Annotated in this window: 21 protein-coding genes; 18 read left to right on the plus strand and 3 right to left on the minus strand. The window is 48.2% G+C overall.

Translation table 11 applies throughout. From position 1 onward, the window contains the following. Positions 1-215 precede the first annotated feature (215 nt). From U4956_RS09845 to U4956_RS09915, 15 genes are all read left to right on the plus strand, one after another. Positions 216-608 (plus strand): hypothetical protein, encoded by a 393-nt coding sequence (locus U4956_RS09845; protein WP_323090481.1) that lies wholly within the window; start codon positions 216-218, stop codon positions 606-608. 1,020 nt (positions 609-1,628) lie between these two features. Next, positions 1,629-2,924: an NlpC/P60 family protein gene (locus U4956_RS09850; RefSeq protein WP_323090482.1), complete on the plus strand. Its 1,296-nt coding sequence runs from the start codon at positions 1,629-1,631 to the stop codon at positions 2,922-2,924. 232 nt (positions 2,925-3,156) lie between these two features. Next, a complete protein-coding gene (gene ispF, locus U4956_RS09855) occupies positions 3,157-3,639 on the plus strand; it encodes a 2-C-methyl-D-erythritol 2,4-cyclodiphosphate synthase (protein WP_323090483.1) in 483 nt (160 codons plus the stop codon). After that, positions 3,636-4,085, plus strand: coding sequence for a D-aminoacyl-tRNA deacylase (dtd, locus tag U4956_RS09860; protein WP_323090485.1), 450 nt, complete (start codon positions 3,636-3,638; stop codon positions 4,083-4,085). Before ispF ends, dtd begins: the two co-directional genes overlap by 4 nt. A 62-nt stretch (positions 4,086-4,147) precedes the next feature. Then, a complete protein-coding gene (gene folD / locus U4956_RS09865) occupies positions 4,148-4,999 on the plus strand; it encodes a bifunctional methylenetetrahydrofolate dehydrogenase/methenyltetrahydrofolate cyclohydrolase FolD (RefSeq protein WP_323090486.1) in 852 nt (283 codons plus the stop codon). Next, positions 5,000-5,212, plus strand: coding sequence for a DUF951 domain-containing protein (locus U4956_RS09870; protein WP_323090487.1), 213 nt, complete (start codon positions 5,000-5,002; stop codon positions 5,210-5,212). It abuts the gene before it with no gap. Between the two features lie 176 nt (positions 5,213-5,388). Then, the gene (gene ychF / locus U4956_RS09875) at positions 5,389-6,489 is read left to right on the plus strand and encodes a redox-regulated ATPase YchF (protein ID WP_323090488.1); all 1,101 of its coding nucleotides are present in this window, start codon (positions 5,389-5,391) and stop codon (positions 6,487-6,489) included. 372 nt (positions 6,490-6,861) lie between these two features. Further along, entirely contained in the window at positions 6,862-7,527 is a 666-nt protein-coding gene (locus tag U4956_RS09880) for a site-2 protease family protein (RefSeq protein ID WP_323090490.1), read from the plus strand. 595 nt (positions 7,528-8,122) lie between these two features. Further along, positions 8,123-9,379 carry an ABC transporter substrate-binding protein gene (locus U4956_RS09885; RefSeq protein ID WP_323090491.1) on the plus strand — a complete coding sequence of 419 codons (1,257 nt, stop codon included), beginning with the start codon at positions 8,123-8,125 and terminating at the stop codon, positions 9,377-9,379. A gap of 60 nt (positions 9,380-9,439) precedes the next feature. Continuing rightward, entirely contained in the window at positions 9,440-10,318 is an 879-nt protein-coding gene (locus tag U4956_RS09890; RefSeq protein ID WP_323090492.1) for a branched-chain amino acid ABC transporter permease, read from the plus strand. A gap of 3 nt (positions 10,319-10,321) precedes the next feature. Beyond that, positions 10,322-11,284, plus strand: a complete 963-nt coding sequence (locus U4956_RS09895; RefSeq protein ID WP_323090493.1) for a branched-chain amino acid ABC transporter permease — start codon at positions 10,322-10,324, stop codon at positions 11,282-11,284. Continuing rightward, positions 11,284-12,063 carry an ABC transporter ATP-binding protein gene (locus tag U4956_RS09900; protein WP_323090494.1) on the plus strand — a complete coding sequence of 260 codons (780 nt, stop codon included), beginning with the start codon at positions 11,284-11,286 and terminating at the stop codon, positions 12,061-12,063. Before U4956_RS09895 ends, U4956_RS09900 begins: the two co-directional genes overlap by 1 nt. Positions 12,064-12,070: 7 nt before the next feature. Continuing rightward, on the plus strand, positions 12,071-12,784 hold the full coding sequence (locus U4956_RS09905) for an ABC transporter ATP-binding protein (protein ID WP_323091492.1): 714 nt from the start codon (positions 12,071-12,073) through the stop codon (positions 12,782-12,784). 45 nt (positions 12,785-12,829) lie between these two features. Then, on the plus strand, positions 12,830-13,477 hold the full coding sequence (locus tag U4956_RS09910; protein WP_323090495.1) for a CBS and ACT domain-containing protein: 648 nt from the start codon (positions 12,830-12,832) through the stop codon (positions 13,475-13,477). 409 nt (positions 13,478-13,886) lie between these two features. Beyond that, positions 13,887-15,200 (plus strand): cation:proton antiporter, encoded by a 1,314-nt coding sequence (locus U4956_RS09915; protein ID WP_323090497.1) that lies wholly within the window; start codon positions 13,887-13,889, stop codon positions 15,198-15,200. Positions 15,201-15,355: 155 nt separating this feature from the next. On the opposite strand, the gene U4956_RS09920 is transcribed toward U4956_RS09915, so the two are convergent. From U4956_RS09920 to U4956_RS09930, 3 genes are all read right to left on the minus strand, one after another. After that, positions 15,356-15,787: an SMI1/KNR4 family protein gene (locus U4956_RS09920; RefSeq protein ID WP_323090498.1), complete on the minus strand. Its 432-nt coding sequence runs from the start codon at positions 15,785-15,787 to the stop codon at positions 15,356-15,358. 399 nt (positions 15,788-16,186) lie between these two features. After that, on the minus strand, positions 16,187-17,464 hold the full coding sequence (locus U4956_RS09925) for an L-serine ammonia-lyase, iron-sulfur-dependent, subunit alpha (RefSeq protein WP_323090499.1): 1,278 nt from the start codon (positions 17,462-17,464) through the stop codon (positions 16,187-16,189). Positions 17,465-17,499: 35 nt separating this feature from the next. Beyond that, positions 17,500-18,213: a hypothetical protein gene (locus U4956_RS09930; protein WP_323090501.1), complete on the minus strand. Its 714-nt coding sequence runs from the start codon at positions 18,211-18,213 to the stop codon at positions 17,500-17,502. A 294-nt stretch (positions 18,214-18,507) separates the two neighbouring features. Here U4956_RS09930 and U4956_RS09935 point away from each other — a divergent pair, with 294 nt between their 5' ends. From U4956_RS09935 to U4956_RS09945, 3 genes are all read left to right on the plus strand, one after another. Continuing rightward, complete coding sequence (locus U4956_RS09935) at positions 18,508-19,038, plus strand: DUF3783 domain-containing protein (protein WP_323090502.1); 531 nt, start codon at positions 18,508-18,510, stop codon at positions 19,036-19,038. 461 nt (positions 19,039-19,499) lie between these two features. Then, positions 19,500-20,915, plus strand: coding sequence for a Trk system potassium transporter TrkA (gene trkA / locus U4956_RS09940; RefSeq protein ID WP_323090503.1), 1,416 nt, complete (start codon positions 19,500-19,502; stop codon positions 20,913-20,915). Beyond that, positions 20,912-22,570, plus strand: a complete 1,659-nt coding sequence (locus U4956_RS09945) for a TrkH family potassium uptake protein (protein ID WP_323090505.1) — start codon at positions 20,912-20,914, stop codon at positions 22,568-22,570. Before trkA ends, U4956_RS09945 begins: the two co-directional genes overlap by 4 nt. Positions 22,571-22,843 lie beyond the last annotated feature (273 nt).

Here is a 22,843-nt window from a genome sequence, read left to right on the forward strand (position 1 = left end):
ATAATTCATTCAAAATCCAGAAGGGATCGTTTTGCTGCGCACTTCTGAAAGTGAATTGATGAACATGCTGTCTTAACACATTTCCGGTTTTTATCTTTGTACCTTGATAATTATCTGCTTATGCGGACTGTTAATTTTGTAAAAGCAGAGTATACAATCAAAAAGCCGCTGGCGTTTGGATCAATGTTCATGACATGGAACTGGAGGGAATGACGATGATTAATTTAACGAAAGATGAATTTATCAAAATGATTGTTCGTATAACGTCCACCTATCACGAAGACTGGATGTACTCAAAAGTCCGCGCTTTTGCAAACGGCGTCTATCAGAACTCCATCCCCCAGGAATTGGGCGTAACGGATCGTTTCGTGATTGCCGGATATACAGTTCTGCTGGATAAGGATGTGGAAAGCAGGGAACTGTGCGATCCGGAAGCAGACCTGATGGTCAATTTTCTTCTTCCGCAGACGGGACTGAAAGAATATCTGAAAAAGACGGTCGTGGACTGCGGCTATACGGGAGATGATGTCGATGGCGAAGCCAGCCAGGTCATTCGGGCGATCAAGCAAAAAGGCAAAAGACGCTCGCTGCGTTTTGAAAAGATGTAGCTTCTGCTTTTGATGCCCCACCCAATTGGATACGAATCAAAATCACTGCGAATGCCTGCACCCATGTAAGAAGGGGCGGCATTCGCTTTTCTTTTGCATACCGCCATTCATTCTTCTTTACCGGACTCTTTGAAGGGAAGGCCCGGGGGATGAGTCTGGATGGGCCGGATTTGCGCGGCTGCAAGTGAAAAGTGTGACAGAGGAGGGAAGAGGCGATAAAGAGGAGGGAAGAGCGGAAACGATGAAAAACAATCGCTCGAATTTCTTCAGATTTTTGAGACGGCCAGAATTGGACACCGCCAGAAATTTTAAGAAAATCGCTCGACTTTGCTTCAGTTTTTTTTCAGATTGAAAAAAACATAGTTTAGCCAGAATAGAAAAATTTTCCCACCAATCTGACTGGTCTGAAGTTGGACACACAGTATGTGAAAATAAACGGACAAAAGAGCTGTGTGCTTGTTTCCAGAAGAGGAAATCCCCATAAATTAGGCAGAATTTTGATCCCATACTCTGTGTTTCCCCATTGTTTTTCCAAATGATTCTGATTGTTTTGACACAAAACGGATGAGAAATCATCCTGCGTTTTGTTTGTTTATTCAAAATTTATATAGATGACGATCTTCCTTATCTTTACTTAATTTCAAAAGAGCGGTAAATCGAACAATTTTTGAGCAAGTTTTATAAACTTTCACGACAGAAATGCAATCAATATTCCCTTACGAGTTCTATTTTTGTCCTAAAAGTTAAAATATGCGTAAAAATTGAATGATCCATGCAATAGTGCATAAAAAGTGCGACAAAGTAAATGTGTGAGACTCATGTTTTTAACTCTGGGCGGTTGTCAGACCCCCTTTTCTCGGTGTAACTTATTAAGTGACAAATTCTAAATGTAAAGCGTGCCGGTTATGGTAATCCCTTTCAAGCCGCGCTCCTTCCATTGATCCGCTTCTAAAAAACACAAGCTTGTTTGGTGTAATCTTTAGGGATTGTTCTGAATTTGTTCAGAAAACGAGGTGTCACATGAAATTCTTAGAAAAAGATGGAAATAAATTAGCTGCCGCTCTGACTGTCGCTTCTGCTCTTGCCGCCGGCTATTCCGTACATACAATGTTCTCCGCCCTGAACTCTCCAGTCGCTCTTGCTCAGGAAAACCAGGACGAAAAGCTGGCTAAGGAAGTCAGTGATTCATACTACATCGAAGAACAGGCCGAAACTTCTGTACCGGAAGCTTTATCCCTTGCCGATACCAATTCGATTCCAGAACAGTCAGAAGAACTGAATGTTGTTGAATCGGATTTACAGACCGAACCAGAAGCTGCTCCTGAAGAAATGGCGGCTTCTGAAGAAGTGATTACTCCCGAAGAGCCTGCGGCTTCAGAAGCCCAGCCGGCAGTTCCAGCAGAGGCGGAAGTTCAGATTTATATGGCCCAACAGCCAGAGGCTCCGGTAACCGAAGTTGTGGAACAGCCATCGGTGACGGAAGCGGTTGAACAGGCGCCCGTTGAAATGGAAGCTCAGCCGGCCATTCAGGAAGAGGTCGTACAGCCAGAAGTCCAGCAGCCAGAACCTGCTTTACCAGTGGTTGAGGAAGAAGCCCCAGTCGTTCAGGAAGAAGCTCCAGTGGAAGTGGCTGAACAGATTGCGCCTGAAGAAGTGGTAACGGATGCCAGCGATGGCCCAACTGCCGAAATTTCTCCAGATCCAGTGGCTGAAATTCCAGTTTTGGATGAAGCTCCAACCTATGAAACCGCAGAAGATCCAACGGCTGAAACACCAGAACCAGCTCCGGTAGAGCCAACAGAACCTGCTCCAGCTGATCCTGTTGTCCCTGATCCCGTTGTCCCCGATGATGTTCCTGCTCCAGAACAACCGGTTGAACCACCAGTTGACCCAACGCCAGTGGATCCAGTAGAAGATCCAGCGGATTCTCCAATCGTTGAAGCTCCAAGTGATCAGTATGCGGATCTCAATGCCCGTATTGCCGATGAAGCATTGAAACTGGTTGGCGTGACCGACGGCTGGCAGTGCACTGAAGTGGTTCAGGCCGCTTTAGCCAATGCCGGTGTGCAGGATGCTGCCACCCTGTGGCCGCGTGAATATGAAGCGATGTATGGGTATGCGACGGACAATCCACAGGCTGGAAATCTGGTTTACTACAACCAGGGTGGTGATGGACTTGACCATATTGCTGTTTATATTGGCGATGGTCAGGCTGTTCATGGCAACTACATTACCGATGGCGTTTCTCAGACGGTTGTGGCTAGTGTTGAGGTTCCAGGCTGCACGGATTACACCTACATCCAGGTAGAACGCTAAAGCCAAAGATCTTTCAGATCGGTCAATCAGGCCAGTCAGATCGGTCAGACCAAAGCAGAAGGAAAAAGGCCGTTTCAGTCCATTGCGATTACAGGCCCCAGAATTTTCATTCCAATCGGGAATTGGCTAGAATAAAGGCGGTTCCCTGTCTGCATTTATCTTGAATTTTTAGAGAAACCATATCGACCAGGGAGTTTTCTCTGGTCTTTTTTCATAGAAAGGAAGCCTCTGTATGTTTCGAATTGGACAATCCATCGATATTCATCCTCTTGAAGAAGGACGCCGGCTTGTTCTTGGTGGTGTAGAGATCGACTCTTCCAAAGGACTGGTCGGTCATTCGGATGCCGATGTTCTCACCCATGCCATTGGCGAAAGCATTTTAGGTGCCCTTGCCCTTGGGGATCTGGGCAGTCATTTTCCGGATACGGATCCAGCCTATAAAGGAATCAGCTCCATGATTCTGCTGGAACACATCTATCAGCTGATGAAAGAACAAGGCTATTCGATCGGCAATGTGGATGCGACCATTCTGGCTGAAAAGCCCAAAATCGCTCCTTATATTCCGGCGATCCGTGAAAATCTCGCCACAGCCCTGCATACTGGTCTTGACCAGATTTCCGTCAAAGCCACGCGCGGCGAAAAACTTGGCTTTATTGGCCGTCAGGAAGGAATGGCGGCAATGGCCATCTGCCTGTTAGAAAGGGATCCTGAATGAGAGTTGTCTTACAGCGTGTCAGCCATGCAAGCTGCACGGTGAATGGCCAGGTGACTGGCGCCATTGAAAATGGCCTGTGCCTGTTTGTCGGCTTTGCGCCTGACGATACCGACCGGACTCTTGAAAAGATGATTCATAAAATTCTCAACCTGCGCATTTTTACGGATGAGCAGGACAAAATGAATCTGAATGTGCAGCAGGTGGGCGGAAGCATTCTTTCCATTTCGCAGTTTACCCTGTATGCGAGCTGCGTAAAGGGCAACCGGCCGGGATTTGGCGAAGCGGCGCCTGCGCAAATAGCAAGTCTGATGTATGATAAGTTCAATGCTCTTCTCAAAGAGCAGATTCACACCGAAACCGGCATCTTTCAGGCCGATATGAAAATCGACCTGCTCAACGATGGCCCGATCACCATTGTTCTGGACAGTAAAGAACTCAAATTCTGATCGAATGCCCATCCAGAAGAAAACTGGTCTTACGGTATGAGAAAAAAAAGAAGAGGAAGCCTATGATTTTATATGGAAGTGAACTGGCCGTCAAATTGCAGGGCCAGATGAAAGAAAAGATCGACCGCTTAATTGAACAGGGTGACAGACTGCCTTGCCTTTCTGTGATTCTGGTTGGCGACAATCCGGCCAGTCAGTCCTATGTTCGTTCCAAGGCCAATGCCTGCCATAAAATCGGAATTGAAAACCGGACCATTCATCTGCCGGCCGATATTGACCAGGCCGAACTGGAAAAAGTCATTCAGGCTGAAAACGAAAATCCCAAGGTTGATGGCATTCTGGTTCAGCTGCCGCTGCCCAAGGGACTCGATGAAAAAGCCGCTTTACTGGCAATTTCACCGGATAAAGACGTCGATGGACTCCATCCGGCTAATGCCGGCGCGCTGGTGCTCGATCGAGAAGGATTTGTTCCCTGCACTCCAAAAGGGGTCATGGCGATCTTAAAAGAAGCCGGTCTGGATGATCTGTCTGGCAAACGGGCGGTGGTCATGGGCCGCAGCAATCTGGTTGGCAAACCGGTCGGTCTGCTGCTCCAGAAGAAAAACGCCACAGTGACGACGATTCACTCGCGCACTGCCCATGCAGCCGATATCTGTAAAGAAGCGGATATTCTGATTGCGGCCATTGGCAAGCCAGAATATGTCACAAAAGATTTTGTCAAACCCGGCGCTGTTGTGATTGACGTGGGGATCAACCGCGTCGATGGCAAGCTCAAAGGCGATGTGCTCTTTTCCGATGTCGAACCAATCGCCTCGGTTATCACGCCGGTTCCCAAGGGTGTAGGGCCGATGACCGTGTGCATGCTTCTGGAAAATACCATCGAAGCCTGGAAAAAACACGAGGAAAATAAATAAATGACTGAATGGAATTATGATCTTGGGGATATCGTAGAGATGAAAAAAGAACACCCCTGCCATCTGTCCAAAGAATGGAAAATCATTCGGATGGGTGCGGATATCCGGATCAAGTGTCTTGGATGCCAGAGCAGCGTTCTGATGCCCCGTTCCAAATTTGAAAGCAAGCTCAAACGAATCGTCCGCAAAGCGGATCCGAGTTTGGAAGAATAAGGAAGTTTCGAACCGAAAGTCCGTTTCGAACGAATCCAGATGATTTATTGAAGAACGAAAACTCAGTGGCTGTGCAAACTGTCCGATTTTGAATCCTGGTTATGCCTGACGCCTGAAAAGGGCAGAAGCTGCTGAGGACAGATCAAGAGGATCTGAATGTAGAAAGGAAGATTTTCATGTCATTAACAGCTGGAATTGTCGGACTGCCAAATGTTGGCAAGTCGACTCTGTTTAATGCCATTACCAACTCCCAGGCTGAAGCCGCCAACTATCCGTTTGCGACGATTTCGCCAAACGTTGGCGTTGTTGAAGTCCCAGACGCCCGTGTAAAGCGTCTGTCGGCTTTGTTTCAGCCGAAGAAAACGATTTATACCACTTTTGAATTTACCGATATTGCCGGTCTGGTCAAAGGGGCTTCCCGTGGGGAAGGACTGGGCAACCAGTTTTTAGGCAACATCCGCAATACCGATGCGATCTGTCATGTTGTCCGCTGCTTTGCGGATCCGAACATCACGCACGTTGAAAACTCCATTGATCCAAAACGGGATGCCGAAACCATCAATCTTGAGCTGATCTTGGCTGACTTACAGTCCATCGAAAACCGGATTGCCAAAGTGGAGCGCAAAGCCTCCAGCGGTGACAAATCCGCCAAGGAAGAAATGGCTGTGCTCTCCCGCCTCAAACCGCACCTTGAAGCCGGAAACCCGGCCCGTTCGTTAGAGTTCACAGAGGATGAAAAACAGATTGTACGCAATTATTCACTGCTGACGATGAAACCGGTCATCTACGTGGCCAACATGGATGACGAAGGTTTTGCTGATCCCCAGGCCAATGAATACTATCAGGCATTAAAAACAGTTGCGGATGCCGAACAGGCCAACATTGTTCCAATCTGCGCCCGTCTGGAAGAAGAACTCTCTGGTCTTGAACCAGAAGAAAAAGAAGCCTTCCTGGAAGATCTGGGATTGCCTGAATCGGGTCTGGATACGCTTATTCAGGCTGCTTACAGCGCATTGAACCTGTGCACTTTCCTGACAGCGGGAACGGATGAATGCCGCGCCTGGACATTTAAACGCGGCATGAAAGCGCCGGATTGCGCCGGTGTCATTCACTCTGACTTCAAACGCGGTTTTATCCGGGCGGAAGTCTATGCGTTTGATGATATCGACAAACTCGAAACCGAACAGGCCGTCAAAGAAGCCGGCAAACTGCGGGTGGAAGGGAAAGATTACGTCGTTCAGGATGGCGACGTCATGCATTTCCGCTTTAACGTTTAAAATTCAGTCTGTCTCTTTCTGTTTGCAGAAAGAACAGACTTTTTCTTTGGCAAGAAGAAAATGAGAGAAGAGGCAAGAAGCATTCTGGAAGTAAAGACAGATTGTAAAGAGCAGATGGTTTTGAAAAGCAGAAAGCCAGGTGAGCAGAAAAGCGATTCGAAAGAGAAATGGAGTGCCGGTATTGCAGCAGTTACTCATTGCAGCAGTCAGTCGATGGTTGCGATATCTGGTGAGTATGATACATTGTTCGTTGGCTTTTCTAGAAAAATCTGCAAAACTCAATGTATCCCGTCTGGATGATTCTGTTGTTTGGAATTGTTTTGAGGGAAAACAATCGAATGGCCTCTGGCCAGAAAGGAGATTGTCAGTTCGATGTTATCTATGTTTCGATCGATGAATATCCGGATGATCATTATCCAGATTATTGCGGTCATTCTGGCTATGTCAGTTCATGAAATGGCGCATGCCCTGGCGGCCAGCTGGCTGGGCGACCAGACCGCCAGAAATCGCGGGCGGGTTTCGTTAAACCCATTGGCGCATATTGACTGGGCAGGTCTGCTCTGTCTGCTGTTGTTTGGATTTGGCTGGGCCAAACCAGTGCCCATTGATCCCTGGCACTATAAAGATCCAAAAGCGGGAAGTGTCTGGACAGCTTTTGCCGGCCCGATGGCAAACTTTATTCTGTCGTTTGTGTGCATCCTGATTTTTGAAATCCTGGTGTATTTTACCGGTGGCTTTGTCAGCACAGCTGTAGGGTCGTTTTTGATCTCGACGCTTTCCACGACTGCCATCCTGTCGGCTGGTTTTGGAATTTTTAACCTGATTCCGGTCCCGCCGCTGGATGGGGCCAAAGTGTTCTGGGCTTTTTTACCAGACCGTGAGTATTTCCGTCTGAATAACCCGCCTGCCTGGGTGAACCTGTTATTTATGGTTGTTATTTTCTCGGGCATTCTGAGCAGTCCGTTATCCATTATGCGTTCTACCCTGATTGGCTGGATGGAAAGCGGTGCGCTGGCGATTGTCCGGCTGTTGATCTAAGTCATTGAAAAGGTAAAAATGTCAGCAGGAAAGCTGGAAACCAGCTGAATTCTGTCTGCCTTCGTTTTGATCCGCTCTGTCATGCGACAGGGCTTTTTTTTCGTTTTATTGGGCCTGTGTCTGATTCTGTAATCCTTTCTGTCTTGAATATCCTGTTTTTGGAATGGCTTTGCTTTTGTGATCCAGTCGAGAAAGAGACAGGAATTCTTGTTTCGTAAGACCTTCCACATTCTCGAAAATCTTCCCATTCCATAAAAAATCCCCTGTAAATTTCTCGCTTTTCGAAGCACTATCCCTTGAAAAGAACGAACAGACTGCGCAATTGGATTGGAAATCCAACTTCAGCCCGGATTCTGGCGGGATTTGATGGAAAAGGCGGAAAATTTTGGAAAAAGTGACGAGCGATTTTTGAAAAGCAGGAATGAACATTCTTTGTTAAATTGTTCATTTCTCTGGATTCTGCTGGTTTTCTGTAAGAAAAAATCGTCTTTTTTCAGAAAATAATACGAATTTTCATTGAGTTTGTGAATCGTGATTGTGCTTCTGAAGGATTGTGTTTAAACTTTGGTCTATCTTTTATAGAAAGAGGATACGAATGAACAAACACATCTGGAAATCAGCTGCTGCGATGGCATTAGTTTCTGCTATGGCGGCTGGCTGCTCACAAGGAGGATCTGCTTCCTCAACTGCCAGCTCTGCTGCTGGCTCCACTGATGACTCCACAGCTGCAAGTACGGCCAGTTCAACTGCAAGTACGGCAAGCACAGCTGGGGGAGCTCTTGGTGATACTGTTAAGATCGGCCTGAACTTTGAACTGTCCGGCGGCGTTGCTGACTACGGTACAAAGGAACTTAACGGTGCCAAAATTGCGATCAATCAGTTTAATGCAAGAGAGGACAAACCTTTCACAGTGGAAGGCGTTGAAATCGATGACAAAGGCGAACCTGCTGAATCCATCAACGCAATCCAGAAACTGATTGAACAGGATGGTGTTGTCGGTGTTGTAGGACCTGCTACTTCCGCAAGCTCCATCGCAACGTATGAATTTGCAACTTCCAAAGCGACTCCTGTTCTTTCTCCATCTGCTACCCAGGTAGATGCCATGATGAAACAGGACGGTACTCCATATGAATATGCCTGGCGGATTTGCTTCGAAGACAGCTACCAGGGCAAAGGAATGGCTGACTATGCCTACAACGATCTTGGTTTACGCAAAGTTGCAGTCATCAACGAAGTTTCCGACTATGGAAACGGACTGGCAAAAGCTTTCTCCGAGGAATTCAAGTCTTTAGGCGGTGAAGTGGTTGATGAAACGCAGTACCAGTCTGGCGACAAAGATTTCGCAAGCTTCATCACAAAACTGAAAGACAAAGATTTCGACGGTATCTATATCGGCGGTTACTACAACGAAGCTGCCCAGATCGTGAAAGCAGCTCAGGCAGATGGCATTGACAAACCAATCATCGGCGCTGATGGCTTTGACTCTCAGGACTTCATTGACCAGGTGGGCACAGATGCAGCCAATAACATCTACTACACAACGGCTTATACCGCTATCGATCCATCTGATGAACTGAAAACATTCATCGAAGACTACAAAGCTGAATATGGCGAAGATCCAAGCATGTTTGCTGCCCTTTCCTATGATGCAACCAACCTGCTGCTCTCCAGCCTTGAAGCTTCTGGCGAAACAGGTGCAGCCCTCAACGAAGCGATCAAAAAAGCTGACTTCTCTGGTATTACAGGATCCTTCAGCTTTGACGAATCCAACCACACTCCAGTCAAATCTGTTCTGGTTGTCGAACTGGTTGACGGCGTTCAGTCCAACGTCAAAGAAGTAAAAGCTGAATAATGAAATCCGCTGCAGGGGAAACCTTCCCCTGCATTTTTTTAGGAAGGAGTCCAATCCAATATGAGCCAGTTTCTTCAACAGATCGTCAACGGGCTTTCTTTGGGCAGTATCTACGCCCTGGTCGCTCTTGGCTACACGATGGTGTATGGAATTATCAAACTGATCAACTTCGCCCATGGTGACATCTATATGATTGGCGCCTATACCGCCTTTTTTGTTACGACCTATATGGGCATGAGTTTTCTTCCCGCACTGCTGGTCTGCATGATTGTGTGCGGCATTCTCGGTGTGCTTATTGAGCGCGTCGCCTACAGACCGCTTCGCAAAGCCCCTCGCATTACCGCGCTGATTACCGCCATTGGTGTCAGCTACGTCATCGAGTACACCACCCAGTTTTTCATGGGAACTTCGGTTAAGACTTTCCCGAAGCTTCTGCCAGATACCAGCTGGGTTTTTGGCCCGATTAAAATCACGTACATTCAGATGGTTATCTTTACCGTCACAATTGTTTTGATGGTTCTGCTGACCTTTATTATTCAGAAAACAAAAATCGGCCGCGCAATGCGCGCCGTATCCGCGGATGAAAATGCCGCAAAGCTGATGGGAATTTCGGTGGACAACACCATTTCCATGACCTTCTTAATCGGTTCGGCCCTGGCTGGGGCAGCCGGTATGTTAGTAGGTCTGTATTACAACGCCGCCAGTCCATTAATGGGTATGGTTCCAGGCCTGAAAGCGTTTGTGGCCGCTGTATTTGGCGGAATCGGATCGATTCCGGGTGCCCTTGTCGGCGGTTTGTTTATCGGTATTGCCGAAACCATGGTCGTTGCCTATGGCTCCTCGCTGTATCGTGACGCCATTGTATATGCCATCCTGATCCTGGTGCTGATCATCAAGCCAACCGGTCTGTTTGGCAAAAACGAAAGAGAGAAGGTGTAGTCCATGGCCAGACAGTTATATTCCAGAACCAATATGGTCTGGACCGTCCTGATTCTGTTTGTCTTTTCCCTGATCCAGGTTCTGATCAGTATGGGGGTCATCAACTCTTACTATGAATCCACCCTGTTTACGATCTGTATCAATATGATTCTTGCGGTTTCCCTGAACCTGATTGTCGGAATCTGCGGGCAGTTTTCTTTAGGACATGCCGGATTTATGGCCATCGGTGCGTATTGTGCGGGGATTGTGACGCGCATGATGCCCAACTATGGCGGTATGGTCATTGGTATTCTGGTTGGTTTTGCCATTTCCAGTATTGCCGCGCTGATCGTTTCCATTCCAACGCTGCGGCTTCGCGGGGACTATCTGGCCATTGTTACGCTGGGCTTTTCGGAAATTATCCGTATCTGCATCCAGAATATGAAAATTACCAATGGGGCAGCCGGTCTGACCGGAATTCCAAAACTGACGACCTGGCCGATTCTGTTTGCGGCCGTTGTGGTTTCGGTGATCGTCTGCACGAACTTTGTGCGTTCGGCTCCGGGCCGGGCGGCCAGGGCAATCAACGACGATGAAATCGCCGCTGAAGCCATGGGTGTCAATACAACCAAATATAAAGTCATTGCCTTTGTGGTCGGCGCAATTTTAGCGTCACTGGCCGGCAGCCTGTTTGCCAACTATTTCTATGTTCTGAATCCAAACCAGTTTACCTTCAATAAATCGATTGACATTCTGGTTATGGTTGTCTTTGGCGGTATGGGTTCGATGTCTGCCTCTGTTCTGGCTGCCATTGTCATCGGTATTCTCAATATGTATTTGCAGCAGTTCACAGACCTGCGCATGATTATTTATGGTGCGGCTCTGGTTCTCATGATGATTTTCCGTCCTCAGGGTATCCTGGGTTCCTGGGAACTTTCGATTGAGCGCTGGATGAAAAAGCGCGCCGCGAAAAAGGAGGCAGCCTGATGGAACCAATTCTTGAAGTCACCAATCTGTCAAAAAACTTCGGTGGTCTGGCAGCTGTTTCCGGCATCAACATGAAAATTGAAAAAGGACAGCTGGTTGGTCTGATCGGTCCAAACGGGGCTGGCAAAACCACGTTCTTTAACCTGTTAACGGGCGTCTATGAGCCAAGTGAAGGCCTCATTGAGCTCAACATCGATAACAAGAAAAAACAGATCGGCGGCATGAAGCCTTACAAGATCACCGAACTGGGCCTGGCCCGGACCTTCCAGAACATCCGTCTTTTCAAAAGCATGACGGTTCTGGAAAACGTCAAGCTGGCCATGCACAAAAATGCTGGCTATGGTCTTCCTTCGGCCCTGTTAAGAACATCCAAGTTTTACAATGCCGAACGCTGGATTGAAGAAAAAGCCTGTGAATATTTACAGGAAGTCGGTCTGTACCGCAAGCGCAATGAACTGGCGACCAACCTGCCCTATGGTGAACAGCGTCGTCTGGAAATTGCCCGGGCGCTGGCCACTGAACCGGTGATTCTGTTTCTGGATGAACCGGCTGCCGGCATGAACCCGCAGGAAACCGATGATCTGACGAAGCTGATTTACCATCTGCGGGATAAATACAAGCTGACAATCGTTCTGATTGAACATGATATGTCGCTGGTCATGAGCCTTTGCGAAAACATCTTCGTTCTCAATTATGGTCAGCTGATTGCCCATGGATCTCCTGAAGAGATCAAGAACAACGAATTTGTCATCAAAGCCTACCTTGGAGAGGAGATTTAAGATGAGCCTGCTGGAAGTTAAAGATCTGCACGTCCATTACGGCGTTATCGAGGCCCTCAAAGGGGTATCCATCAAAGTTGAACCGGGTCAGATTGTGACCCTGATCGGAGCAAACGGGGCCGGAAAGACTTCCCTGATGCATGCGATCAGCGGTATTGTTAAGAAAACAGGCGGAGAAATCCTGTTCCAGGACAACTCCATTTATAAATCCTCTCCGCGTTCGATCGTATCGAGCGGGCTGGTCCAGGTTCCGGAAGGCCGGCATGTTTTCCCAGGCCTTTCTGTTTATGAGAACCTGATGATGGGGGCTTACTTAAGAAAAGATAAGAAAAACCTTCCTGACGATCTCAAGAAGATCTATGAACGGTTTCCAATTCTTGAAAAACGAAAAAACCAGGATGCTTCAACGCTGTCCGGCGGTGAGCAGCAGATGCTTGCAATGGGCCGGGCACTGATGGCGCGCCCAAGTCTGCTTTTGCTAGATGAGCCCTCTATGGGTCTGGCCCCGATTCTGGTCAAGGAAATCTTCTCGATCATTTCTGATATCCAGAAAACCGGAACGACCATTCTGCTGGTTGAGCAGAATGCCCGCATGGCCCTTTCTGTTGCGGACTATGCGTACGTTCTGGAAACCGGAAAAGTCGTTCTGGAAGGGCCAGCCGCTGAACTGGCCAAATCGGAAGATGTCCAGAACGCCTACCTGGGCGGATCCGCCAAGTAAAAAGGCGCCAGCGCCTGAGAGTGCAAAACGCACAAAGGAGATCCTATGTTTCGTGTAAACGATTTTATGACCAGAAATCCGATCACGGTCGGTCCGGATGAAAAGATTTCAGCGGTCATCGATCTGATGAAATTCAACAAGATCCACCGTATCCCGGTTGTAGATTCCAGAGATCAGCTGGTGGGGCTGATCACTGAAGGCATGATTGCGGCGGATAATACAGCCACGAGCCTGAGTATTTACGAACTCAACTATCTGTTATCCAAAACAGAAGTCCGTACCGTAATGGTTAAACATCCAATTGCGATCAATCAGAATGCTCTGATGGAACAGGCTGCCGATAAACTGCTCGCGCACGACATCGGCTGTCTGCCGGTTGTGGATGACGACAACAAAGTTGTTGGCATTCTGACGCAGAACGATATTTTCCGCGCGTTTTTGGATATGCTGGCCTGGAACAAGAAAGGCAGCCGTCTGGTTATCCGCGTTCCGGAAGGTCTTGGCATTTTAGGAAAAGTCAGTTCATTGTTTGCAAACCAGGGCATTTCGATCAACTCGATCAATGTCTATGAACTCAATGACAGTGCGGCTGAAATCCTGATTAAAACCAAAGGACCCATTGCCAAAGAGAAAGCGGAAGACATTCTTGGCAAAGAAGGATTTACTCTGTTAAGTTTTGAGGATGCCCAATAAGCGAAAAAAACAGACTGATTTCTGATCCTTTTGAAAAGTAAAAAACAGAGGTTCTAAAACCTCCCAATCAGGGAAGCGTCCAGAACCTCTTTTTTCTTGCCCAAAAGAGCAGAAAAGACGTTTCGAAAGGATTTTCCTGCCCGGTTTTGGCAGGATGGTCTGTGGAAAAGAGTCAAGGACTGAGTCCATAAAAAGCAGAGAATTGAAAGCCAGATTCCCATAAAAAGCTGAAAGCGCTCCATTATTTTCCAAAAAGCCCTCGAATTTATCCAGGAATTCATGGAAGATCTTGAACTTTTGGCGATCCGTCGCAAACTGGAATACGCAAAATGTTTCAACTGGAAACAATGAACCTGCCAGACGAAGAGAGTGCTGCTCTTCTGTTCCGGCAGTGAAGGAAGGAAAAATCATGAATTATGCTCTCAGTGTTGCCTTTGCGATTCTGCTTGGCCTTCTGGTCACACGGATTGGCAACAAGTTCAAGCTGCCGGATGTCACCTCTTATCTGATCGCCGGTCTGCTTCTTGGCCCTTGCCTGCTTGGGGCCTTGAATATTCCAGGTCTTGGATTTCACACGTTTGAGGATGTTGAAATTCTCAGCCCTTTTAATGATGTCGCTTTAGGCTTTATCGCTTTTGCGATTGGCAGTGAATTCCGTCTGTCCCATCTGCGCAAGACCGGTCATGCGGCCGTCATTATCGGGATCATTCAGGCGGTCTGTACGACCCTGGTCGTCGATCTGGTTCTGTTCGGTGTTCATCTGATCATCCCTGAAACGCTTACTCTGAGGGATGTACTCATTCTGGGGGCTATTGCCTCGGCGACTGCGCCAGCGGCTACGCTGATGGTTGTCCGTCAGTATAAGGCCAAAGGGGAAGTGACTTCAACGCTGCTTCCGGTTGTGGCTTTAGATGATGCGGTGGGGCTGGTCCTGTTTGCGGCAAGCTATGGCATTGCGATGAATCTTGGGGATGGCGCTTCGGCTGATCTTCTGACTTTGCTGACGGGTCCGCTGCTCGAAATTGTCTGCTCGCTGGCTGCCGGGGGTGCTCTTGGCTGGCTGCTCACTCATACTGCCCGGATTTTCCATTCCAACCGCAACCGGATCTCGCTGATTACTGCTTTTATTATTTTCGGCGTTACGATTGCCACCATCGAATTCCATGTGGGTTCGATTGAATTTTCGCTGTCGGCACTGTTGGTCAACATGATGCTGGGTACGGTCTTCTGCAACTGCTGCAAGAAGTCGGCGGATCTGATGGATCGGGCGGATCGCTGGTCGGCCCCATTGATGACCTTATTCTTTGTTTTATCCGGTGCCGAACTCAACCTGGCCACCTTCGCCAATCTTCCCGTACTGATCGTCGGCCTGATTTATATTATTTCGCGTTGTGCGGGGAAGTACTTTGGCGCCCGTTTCTCTTCTGCGCTGGCTCATTCTTCCAAGGCAGTCCAGAAGTGGCTTGGAATTACATTGTTCCCGCAGGCTGGCGTCGCTTTAGGGATGGCGGCAACAGTTGGCCAGCGCATGGGAGCGGAAGGCCAGCTGATCCGGAACATTGTTTTGCTTGGTGTCATGATTTATGAGTTGGCCGGCCCCTCCCTGACGAAATATGCGCTGACGCAGGCGGGTGAAATTCATGCCAAAGAGCAATATCTGGCCAGGACTCCTGTTCCTGCTCCAATCGAAGAAGAGCAGGCAGAACCCCAGAGCGCTGTTTAATCCTGCAGGTTTGGGCTTTGGATTCCAAGAGAAAAGAAACGAAAAGAACTGCCCGCGGGCAGTTCTTTTCGTTTCTTTTCTAAAGGGAGACTGAAGGATAGCTGAAGAATAAAGAATAGTTCTGTTTCCAGCATTGAAGATTGAGGATTGAGAATTCAGCTATTTTGCGCAGTCTGGTTGAGCAGATAGAAAAAATGATCGATGCCGGTACAGATTTTCTGCCGGTGATGAAGGTCGTCCAGACGAACAAAGTAGATGTTCTTGGTAAAGGTGTCATAGACAAAATCATCCCCTTCTGCTGAGATCGCAAAGGGAAAGCAGCCTTTGCCAAACAGGTTGGAGGTCTGGCAGATTTCCAGAATGTGGTCCACTGACATCGGGCCGCTGAACAGGGGCAGCATGCCATAGACTTCAAAGGTTTCCTGTCCGGCACGAAGACAGACGGGCTTGATGGTCTGGCAGTTGTACTTCATGTAATAGTCTTTTAGAACCTCAGGAAGATGAAGATCAAAACGTTCTTCCAGTTCAGTCAGTTCCTGGGCACTGACAGGTTCCGGTCTGCTTTCAGGGTTCAGAAATGAATACATATGCCCCTCCTTTTTCCAGTTTCAGTATAAGGGACAGAGTATGCGGATAGAGAAGTCTTTTTCGAACTCTACAGAACTTTAATGTGAAACATGAATATGTGAAAAGATGGAATAAAGACCGGAATGAATAACATTTCATATTAACGGAATGTAACAATTTACATTTATGCTTTGCCTGACTTTGAAAAACGATGGCTTGCATCCATCTGATCCATCTGATGTTTTCCATCCCTGAATCTTTTCATCCCTGAAGGTTAGAAGATTGAACTGTCAAAAAGAACATCATGGAAAGACAAAATCAAAAAAGGTCTTTCTGACTGAAACAAAGCCAGTCCAGAAAGACCCTTGGAAGGTGTTGATTCTGAGTGTCTGCATGCAAAGGTTGGATTTTGACGAATCTTAGTTGTCATCGCCTTCGTCGTCTTCGTTATCTGCGCCTTGGTGCATCATTGGACCAGGCTGGCCATATTTGCCATCTTCCATGACAACGACCGCCAGGCCATCCAGAGAAGTCTCTTTGAGTTCCATGGGCAGTTTCTTGCCGGTCAGATTCATCGTGCGCACAACCATATCAAAGGAAACCCGGTTTTTCTTCACATTGCGCAGATACTTAGCCAGTCTGGCTGCATCGACAGCCCGCGTGGAGGCGACCGCATTGCGTTCAATACACGGGATCATGACATAGCCCATAACGGGATCACAGGTCAGCCCCAGATGATGTTCCAGACCGATTTCAGCGGCACATTCAATCTGCTCATTGCTCATTCGATCGCAGCTGGCGCAAAACGCCGCAGCCATGGCACAGGCAGCACCGACTTCAGCCTGACAGCCCGCTTTGGCGCCTGAGATGGTCGCATTTTCCTGGATCAGGTTTCCGATCAGGGCGGCCACTTTTAAGCCGTTCAGAATGGTTTTGCGGGGCATTTCTTTATCCATTGCGTAGTGATAAACAAGCGAGGGAAGCACACCGCACGATCCCATCGTCGGGGCGGTCACAACCGTTCCGCCTGACGCATTCTGTTCACTGGCTGCATAGGCATAGCTCTGTAAAAGCAGGGCATCTTTATCGGCTTCGTTGTCACAGGACTGGGCGGATTCAAACAGGGCATAGGCCACCCGGTCAAGTTTGAGCTTACCAGGCAGCCGACCGGTTTTGGACAGGCCTTTTTTAACGGAGTTGATCATGGCTTTGTAAATCTTGAGAATATAGGCATCAATCTCCTTGCCCTCAACCTGGGTGACGTATTCATCCAGGCGCAGGTAGTTTTTCTTGCAGTAAGCCTGAATGTCATCGAGCGTTGTATGTGGATAGATGTCTTTGGCACTTTCTGGCATCTGGCCATCGATCATAATCTTGCCGCCGCCAATCGAAACATAGGTTCGCATCAGGGATGTGCCATCGGAGTTGATGGCTTTGATGGTCATTGTGTTGGGATGTTCCTGCGGGGTTTTCCAGTCAAACTCAATGCTGACTTTTTTGCCTTTGAGGGTCTTTTTCAAAATGGCATCGGTTAAATGGCCCTTGCCCGTTAAAGCCAGTGAGCCATAGAGAACAATTTCAAATGCATCCGCCTTTGGCGCACTTTGAAGCATGTCCTGGGCCGCCCGCATCGGGCCAAAGGTATGGGAGCTTGATGGTCCGGGACCGATCTTGAGCAGTTCTTTGATTGTCTGCATAGTTTATCCTTCCTGATTCCTGTCTGTTTTGTGAATTATTGGTCGTTTGACTGTTCCTGTCCCCATGTACTTAAATCATCGGGGAAAGCAACGACGACATTTTCGTCCATGGCCAGAATCTTGATTTCAGCTTCCAGATCAAAATCGGCGCTGGCACTTTGAATATCATAAACACCATGCAAATCGAGATCGACCGAACGCATCTGACCATCGACAATTTCGGCTTCGAGCATGCCCTGCTCAATGGACAGGGCGCCATAGGAATCGAGCAAGGTATTGATTTTGGACGGGCTGAACGTGAATGTGTACACATCTCCCTCCACCTTGGCCGAATCAAATAAAGCCTCACGCTCATCCCGGCTTAATTCCAGAAAAGGATTGGGCAGATGGAACCCATTGTCATCTGTAAGGCCAAGATTGGCAGCCACAGAGGAAGAGCGGGTGCCTAAATAATCGAGATACGTCTTGCCATCCCGTATGTAAAAGGAGGCGAGGGGAAGACCGGATGAAGTGGCTTTGATGGCGACTGCCTGCGGTTTTGAGGTGTAGGCGGCTGAAAAACCGGTTTCCAGGCCGCTGAATTCAATTGTTCCTTCGGCCTCTAAAGAACTGGCTTCGCAAAGCCGGTTGTAGGCGGTAAAAAATGTATCCACAGCGGCGGCTTTCGAACTGGTATTCTGGCAGCCGCCAAGAAGTCCGAGCGAAGAGAGGGAAAGAACGCCGCAAAGTAATCTGGTTTTTGTATTCATGAAATTTCCTTTCCGATCCTGTCTTTTTGAGTTGTTCTTCATGGATTTTCTGATCAGAGAATCTGGTTTGTCGTCAGGCAGGATCACTTTAACTTTATTATAGTAGAGGAAGACTTAGCCGGTGAAATGGCTGGTCTTTTTTCCTGTCTGTCTTTGAAAAGTGAACAGGAAAGTCTTGGATTGTCTTTTTGTTGAACATCAGATCCAGACAGACAAACCGTCAGAAGAGATAAACTTACATTATTTATATAGGAAAATAACCTAAATAAACAGTATATGAGTATGAGGAGGACAATGATGATTCTGTTTTATCCAGGTTCTTTACAGGCTGATCCAGAGGCCATGAAACGATTTGAAGCCATCACCAGAAAGGAAGAAGTTCACTGCCTGTGCGATGAAGACCTTGATCGCTCGCTTAAAGAACTGACAGGTGGCAAGCCGATTGAATATGATCCCAGAAAACTTTCGCAGACGGTGCCGTTTCTGTATTTTTCAGGGTATGAAATCGCGGAGGTATCGCGCCTTCAAAATGAGATCGAAAAGGCAGGTCTGCCCATTGCAGCCATGGCCATTGCGACCGCAAACAATCAGGAAATGCTTCTGAAAGATCTGATGGAAGAAGTGGGACGTGAGGCGGCCTATTTTGCCAGGCGGGAAGAACTGGCCAGTCTGCTTGAGCATATTGATCCCGTAAAGCTCCAGGCCAATCCCGACTATTTCAAGTGTGCCATGTTAGCGGCCAGCCTGCTGAAGGAAGAAGAGCTTTCGGAAAAAATGCTGGATACGGCGCTGACAATCATGCATTCCTTTGAATCTGACCAGTAAGAAGGATTGGATTGGAAAGTGGAAAGAGAGAAGATTTTCGCGCAAGCCAGGGACAGAGCGTAAGAATACGCCCAAAACCGCTCAATGGAACGGATAAAGTCCATCAAAAGCGTGCTGGTGTTGGTTTGCAAAGGCGTTCTGAACGCTTTGGTAGGGACGTTTTGTTAGAGCAAATTCCAGTTTTTGGCTTAAAAACGGAACAATTCAAAAAGAGAGACTCTCTTTTGTGTTGATCCGCTAAAATGAATAGACTGGGCCTTTGCAGGCCGGCTTGAAAAGAACAGTCAGGCCCCCAAAAAAGCGGCTGGACTTTTACTGGATTGCATAAACAAAAACACAGAAATTCAACGTCAGACTCAGTCTTTGATCCTGTCATCTGCCAATCAGAGTGAACCGCTGACCAAAGAAAGCTGGGCCTGCCATCAGAGGATGCATCTCAAACTTTAAGAAAGGGTGAAATCATGCAGATTGTAATTGCAGGATTGGGAAAGGTAGGAACCTTCCTGGCCGGAGAACTTTCCCTGGAAGGACATGATCTGACCGTTGTCGATACGCGATCGGAACGCGTCCGGGCGGCGACCTCGAGCTTTGATGTCATGGGGATGACCGGCAATATTGTCGCTCCAGATACCATCAATGAAACGGGACTGGATGAGGCAGATTTGTTCATTGCGGTGACGACCAATGATGAAGTCAACCTGCTGTCCTGCCTGCTGGCGAAAAAAGCCGGCTGCCATCGGACGATTGCCCGCGTGCGTTCGCCAGAGTATTCCGCGGACATGGACTATTTAAAAGAACAGTTAGGACTGGATATGATCATCAATCCAGAACTGCTGGCCGCTCAGGAAATCGAACGTGTTCTGGCTTTGCCAGGTGCCATTGATGTCGATACATTTTCACATGGCATCGGGGAAATTTATAAATTTAAAATTCTGCCCAATTCCGTTCTGGATGGCCTGGCGGTAAAAAACGTACGATCCCATGTGGCTGATAACGTCCTGCTTTGTGTCGATGAGCGCAATCAGCTCGCTTATATCCCGGATGGCGACTTTGTACTCAAAGGCAAAGATAAGCTGTATTTGGCTGGCAGCCGAATCAATGTCATCAAATTCTTCCGCAAAGCCGGACTGCCGACGGCGCCAACCCAGCGCGTCATGATTATCGGAGCCGGCAAGATTGCTCACTACCTTGTCGAAGATCTGCTTAAAGAAGGGATGGAAGTGACGATCATTGATCATGATCTGGCCACCTGCGAACAATTCGCGCTGCTCCATCCAGGCTGCATCATCATCCATGGCGATGGCGCGGATGCGGACCTGCTGCTGGAAGAAGGGCTGATGGAAATGGACGCCCTGGTTTCGCTGACGGGCTTTGATGAAGAAAATGTCTTTCTGTCCATGTTTGCCCACCGCAAAGCGGGCCTGAAGACCGTTACGAAGGCCAACCGGATGTTTGATGAAGTGATTCAGGATCTGGATCTGGATACTCTGATCAACCCGAAAAAACTGACTGCTGAATTTATCGTGCGTCATGTCCGTGCAATTGCCAACGGCACCGGAAGCAACGTGGAAACCATGCATAAACTGGCCAATGACCAGGTTGAAGCCCTCGAATTTACCGTCTGTGAAAATGCGCCGGTCATTGGCAAGCCGCTCTATCAGATGGATCTCAAGCCGGGGGTGCTGATTGCTTTGATTACCCGGGGAGACGAATCGATTCTGCCGCACGGTTCTGATCAGATGCAGGCTGGTGATTCGGTGGTTGTCATCACCAATAACTGTGGATTTACCGATATTTCGGACATTCTCAACACCACGCCTTATCCCCGTCAGAATCAGTCCACCAGCTCGGCTAAAGGAAGAAAGGTGAAACCATGAATCTAAGAGCCGTTCTGTATGTGCTCGGTCAGGTGTGCAAAGCCGAAGCGGCCTTCTTGCTGCTTCCGATGATCTGTGCGATCTGCTATCAGGAATATAATGTGGCGCTGATTTACTTTCTGGTTGCCCTGCTTTGCCTGGGACTTGGCTTGCTGCTGACCTGGGGCCGAAAATCGATGGGCCGCTTTCGAGCGCGTGAAGGGATGGCCGCGACGGGACTGGCATGGATTCTGATGTCGATTCTTGGCAGTCTGCCCTTCATTCTGGCTGGTGAGATTTCCAATCCGATCGATGCCTTTTTCGAAACGGTCTCCGGGTTTACGACAACTGGCAGTACCATCATTCCGGATCTTTCCACGATCAGCCATGGATCCTTATTCTGGCGTTCTTTTACGCATTGGATCGGGGGGATGGGGGTTCTGGTGTTTTTGCTGGCTCTGCTGCCAAGTACCTCTGCCAAGTTCATGAACCTGATGATTGCCGAATCCCCAGGACCGGATGTGTCCAAACTGGTTCCAAAAGTCAAAGATACCGCCAAGACCTTGTATATGATGTATATCGGCCTGACACTGATTCAGATTGTTTTTCTGCTTTTGGCCGGGATGCCGCTGTTTGATACGCTTTGTCTGACCATGGGCACTGCCGGCACGGGCGGATTTGCGGTCCGGCCTAACGGGTTTGATGACTATACCATGCTCCAGCAGGGAATCATTGCGATCTTTATGATGCTGTTTGGAATCAACTTCTCCTTCTATTTCCTGATGCTGCGCCGCAAATGGAAACAGGCGTTCCACATGGAAGAAGTCCTGACTTATATTGGCATCATCCTGGTGGTGACCTTTGTCATTGTCTTATCTGTCCGGGATCGTTTTCCAGATTTGTGGCAGGCGATTCACCATGTTTTCTTCACTGTCTCGTCTTTGATTACGACCACGGGCTATGCGACGGTTGATTTCAATTTATGGACGCCGTTAGCAAGGACTTTACTGATCATCATTATGTTTATCGGCGCCTGCGCCGGTTCAACCGGGGGTGGAATCAAGGTCAGCCGTTTTAACGTTATGGTCAAAGGCATCAAAAAAGAATTTCGCAATCTGCTTCATCCAGGACTCGTAGAAAAAGTCCATATGGACGGAAAACCGATTGCGCATGAAACCGTTCGGGCCATCAATGTTTTTCTGGCTATTTATCTGATCGTGTTTGTGAGTGTCCTTCTGGTTGTCACGATTGACGGCAAGAATCTGGTGACAAACTTTTCTGCAGTCGCCGCCACCATCAACAATATTGGTCCGGGTCTTGGCGATGTGGGTCCAATGTCTACCTTTGCCGGATTCTCAAATGTGGCAAAACTGGCTTTGTCTTTTGCCATGCTGGCGGGTCGTCTGGAACTGCTGCCGATTATTTTGCTGCTTGTGCCGGCGATGTGGCAGGGAACGCATCGCATTACCAAACGGGATCTGAGTGAGCGAAAAGAAGAATGGGAACATTCCCATGCCAGAAAAGAAGAACCGGATGCACCCTGGGCAGGCGAACAACAGAATTCTTCGGATTCAACAGGAACTCCGCCCCCTGTTGCCCGACATGTGCGCATCCCGGAAGAAGAAGACGATCCGGAAGTGGCAGCCCGAAGACGAAGCCGTCGGATTGCCGGATAACCACTCTCCTTCTTACAGCTTTGAGCACTGCTCCGCTGAATCAGAAACTGGCAAAAGATATTTCTGGTGGAAACCATACCGGTACTGGTCTGGCAAATCTTTCAAATTGAAAACAGAGAATCAAAAGCCTGTCGGCAGCTGCAGACAGGCTTTTTCAGGTTCAGATTTTGGAAAAGAGGGGAGGTTCCATGTTGTCACACGAATCCGATAATCGATTCTACGAAAATATTTAAAGGAATCTGCATCGATCTTGCATAGTATAGTCTGGTATCT

The sequence above is a fragment of the Allobaculum sp. JKK-2023 genome, from assembly GCF_034745455.1.
Classification (GTDB): Bacteria; Bacillota_I; Bacilli_A; order Erysipelotrichales; family Erysipelotrichaceae; genus Allobaculum.

Excerpts from the sequence above, each read along its gene's own strand:
- U4956_RS09845 (WP_323090481.1), top strand. The coding sequence starts at position 216 with ATGATTAATTTAACGAAAGATGAATTTATCAAAATGATTGTTCGTATA.
- U4956_RS09850 (WP_323090482.1), top strand. The coding sequence starts at position 1,629 with ATGAAATTCTTAGAAAAAGATGGAAATAAATTAGCTGCCGCTCTGACT.
- ispF (WP_323090483.1), top strand. The coding sequence starts at position 3,157 with ATGTTTCGAATTGGACAATCCATCGATATTCATCCTCTTGAAGAAGGA.
- dtd (WP_323090485.1), top strand. The coding sequence starts at position 3,636 with ATGAGAGTTGTCTTACAGCGTGTCAGCCATGCAAGCTGCACGGTGAAT.
- folD (WP_323090486.1), top strand. The coding sequence starts at position 4,148 with ATGATTTTATATGGAAGTGAACTGGCCGTCAAATTGCAGGGCCAGATG.
- U4956_RS09870 (WP_323090487.1), top strand. The coding sequence starts at position 5,000 with ATGACTGAATGGAATTATGATCTTGGGGATATCGTAGAGATGAAAAAA.
- ychF (WP_323090488.1), top strand. The coding sequence starts at position 5,389 with ATGTCATTAACAGCTGGAATTGTCGGACTGCCAAATGTTGGCAAGTCG.
- U4956_RS09880 (WP_323090490.1), top strand. The coding sequence starts at position 6,862 with ATGTTATCTATGTTTCGATCGATGAATATCCGGATGATCATTATCCAG.
- U4956_RS09885 (WP_323090491.1), top strand. The coding sequence starts at position 8,123 with ATGAACAAACACATCTGGAAATCAGCTGCTGCGATGGCATTAGTTTCT.
- U4956_RS09890 (WP_323090492.1), top strand. The coding sequence starts at position 9,440 with ATGAGCCAGTTTCTTCAACAGATCGTCAACGGGCTTTCTTTGGGCAGT.
- U4956_RS09895 (WP_323090493.1), top strand. The coding sequence starts at position 10,322 with ATGGCCAGACAGTTATATTCCAGAACCAATATGGTCTGGACCGTCCTG.
- U4956_RS09900 (WP_323090494.1), top strand. The coding sequence starts at position 11,284 with ATGGAACCAATTCTTGAAGTCACCAATCTGTCAAAAAACTTCGGTGGT.
- U4956_RS09910 (WP_323090495.1), top strand. The coding sequence starts at position 12,830 with ATGTTTCGTGTAAACGATTTTATGACCAGAAATCCGATCACGGTCGGT.
- U4956_RS09915 (WP_323090497.1), top strand. The coding sequence starts at position 13,887 with ATGAATTATGCTCTCAGTGTTGCCTTTGCGATTCTGCTTGGCCTTCTG.
- U4956_RS09920 (WP_323090498.1), bottom strand. The coding sequence starts at position 15,787 with ATGTATTCATTTCTGAACCCTGAAAGCAGACCGGAACCTGTCAGTGCC.
- U4956_RS09925 (WP_323090499.1), bottom strand. The coding sequence starts at position 17,464 with ATGCAGACAATCAAAGAACTGCTCAAGATCGGTCCCGGACCATCAAGC.
- U4956_RS09930 (WP_323090501.1), bottom strand. The coding sequence starts at position 18,213 with ATGAATACAAAAACCAGATTACTTTGCGGCGTTCTTTCCCTCTCTTCG.
- U4956_RS09935 (WP_323090502.1), top strand. The coding sequence starts at position 18,508 with ATGATGATTCTGTTTTATCCAGGTTCTTTACAGGCTGATCCAGAGGCC.
- trkA (WP_323090503.1), top strand. The coding sequence starts at position 19,500 with ATGCAGATTGTAATTGCAGGATTGGGAAAGGTAGGAACCTTCCTGGCC.
- U4956_RS09945 (WP_323090505.1), top strand. The coding sequence starts at position 20,912 with ATGAATCTAAGAGCCGTTCTGTATGTGCTCGGTCAGGTGTGCAAAGCC.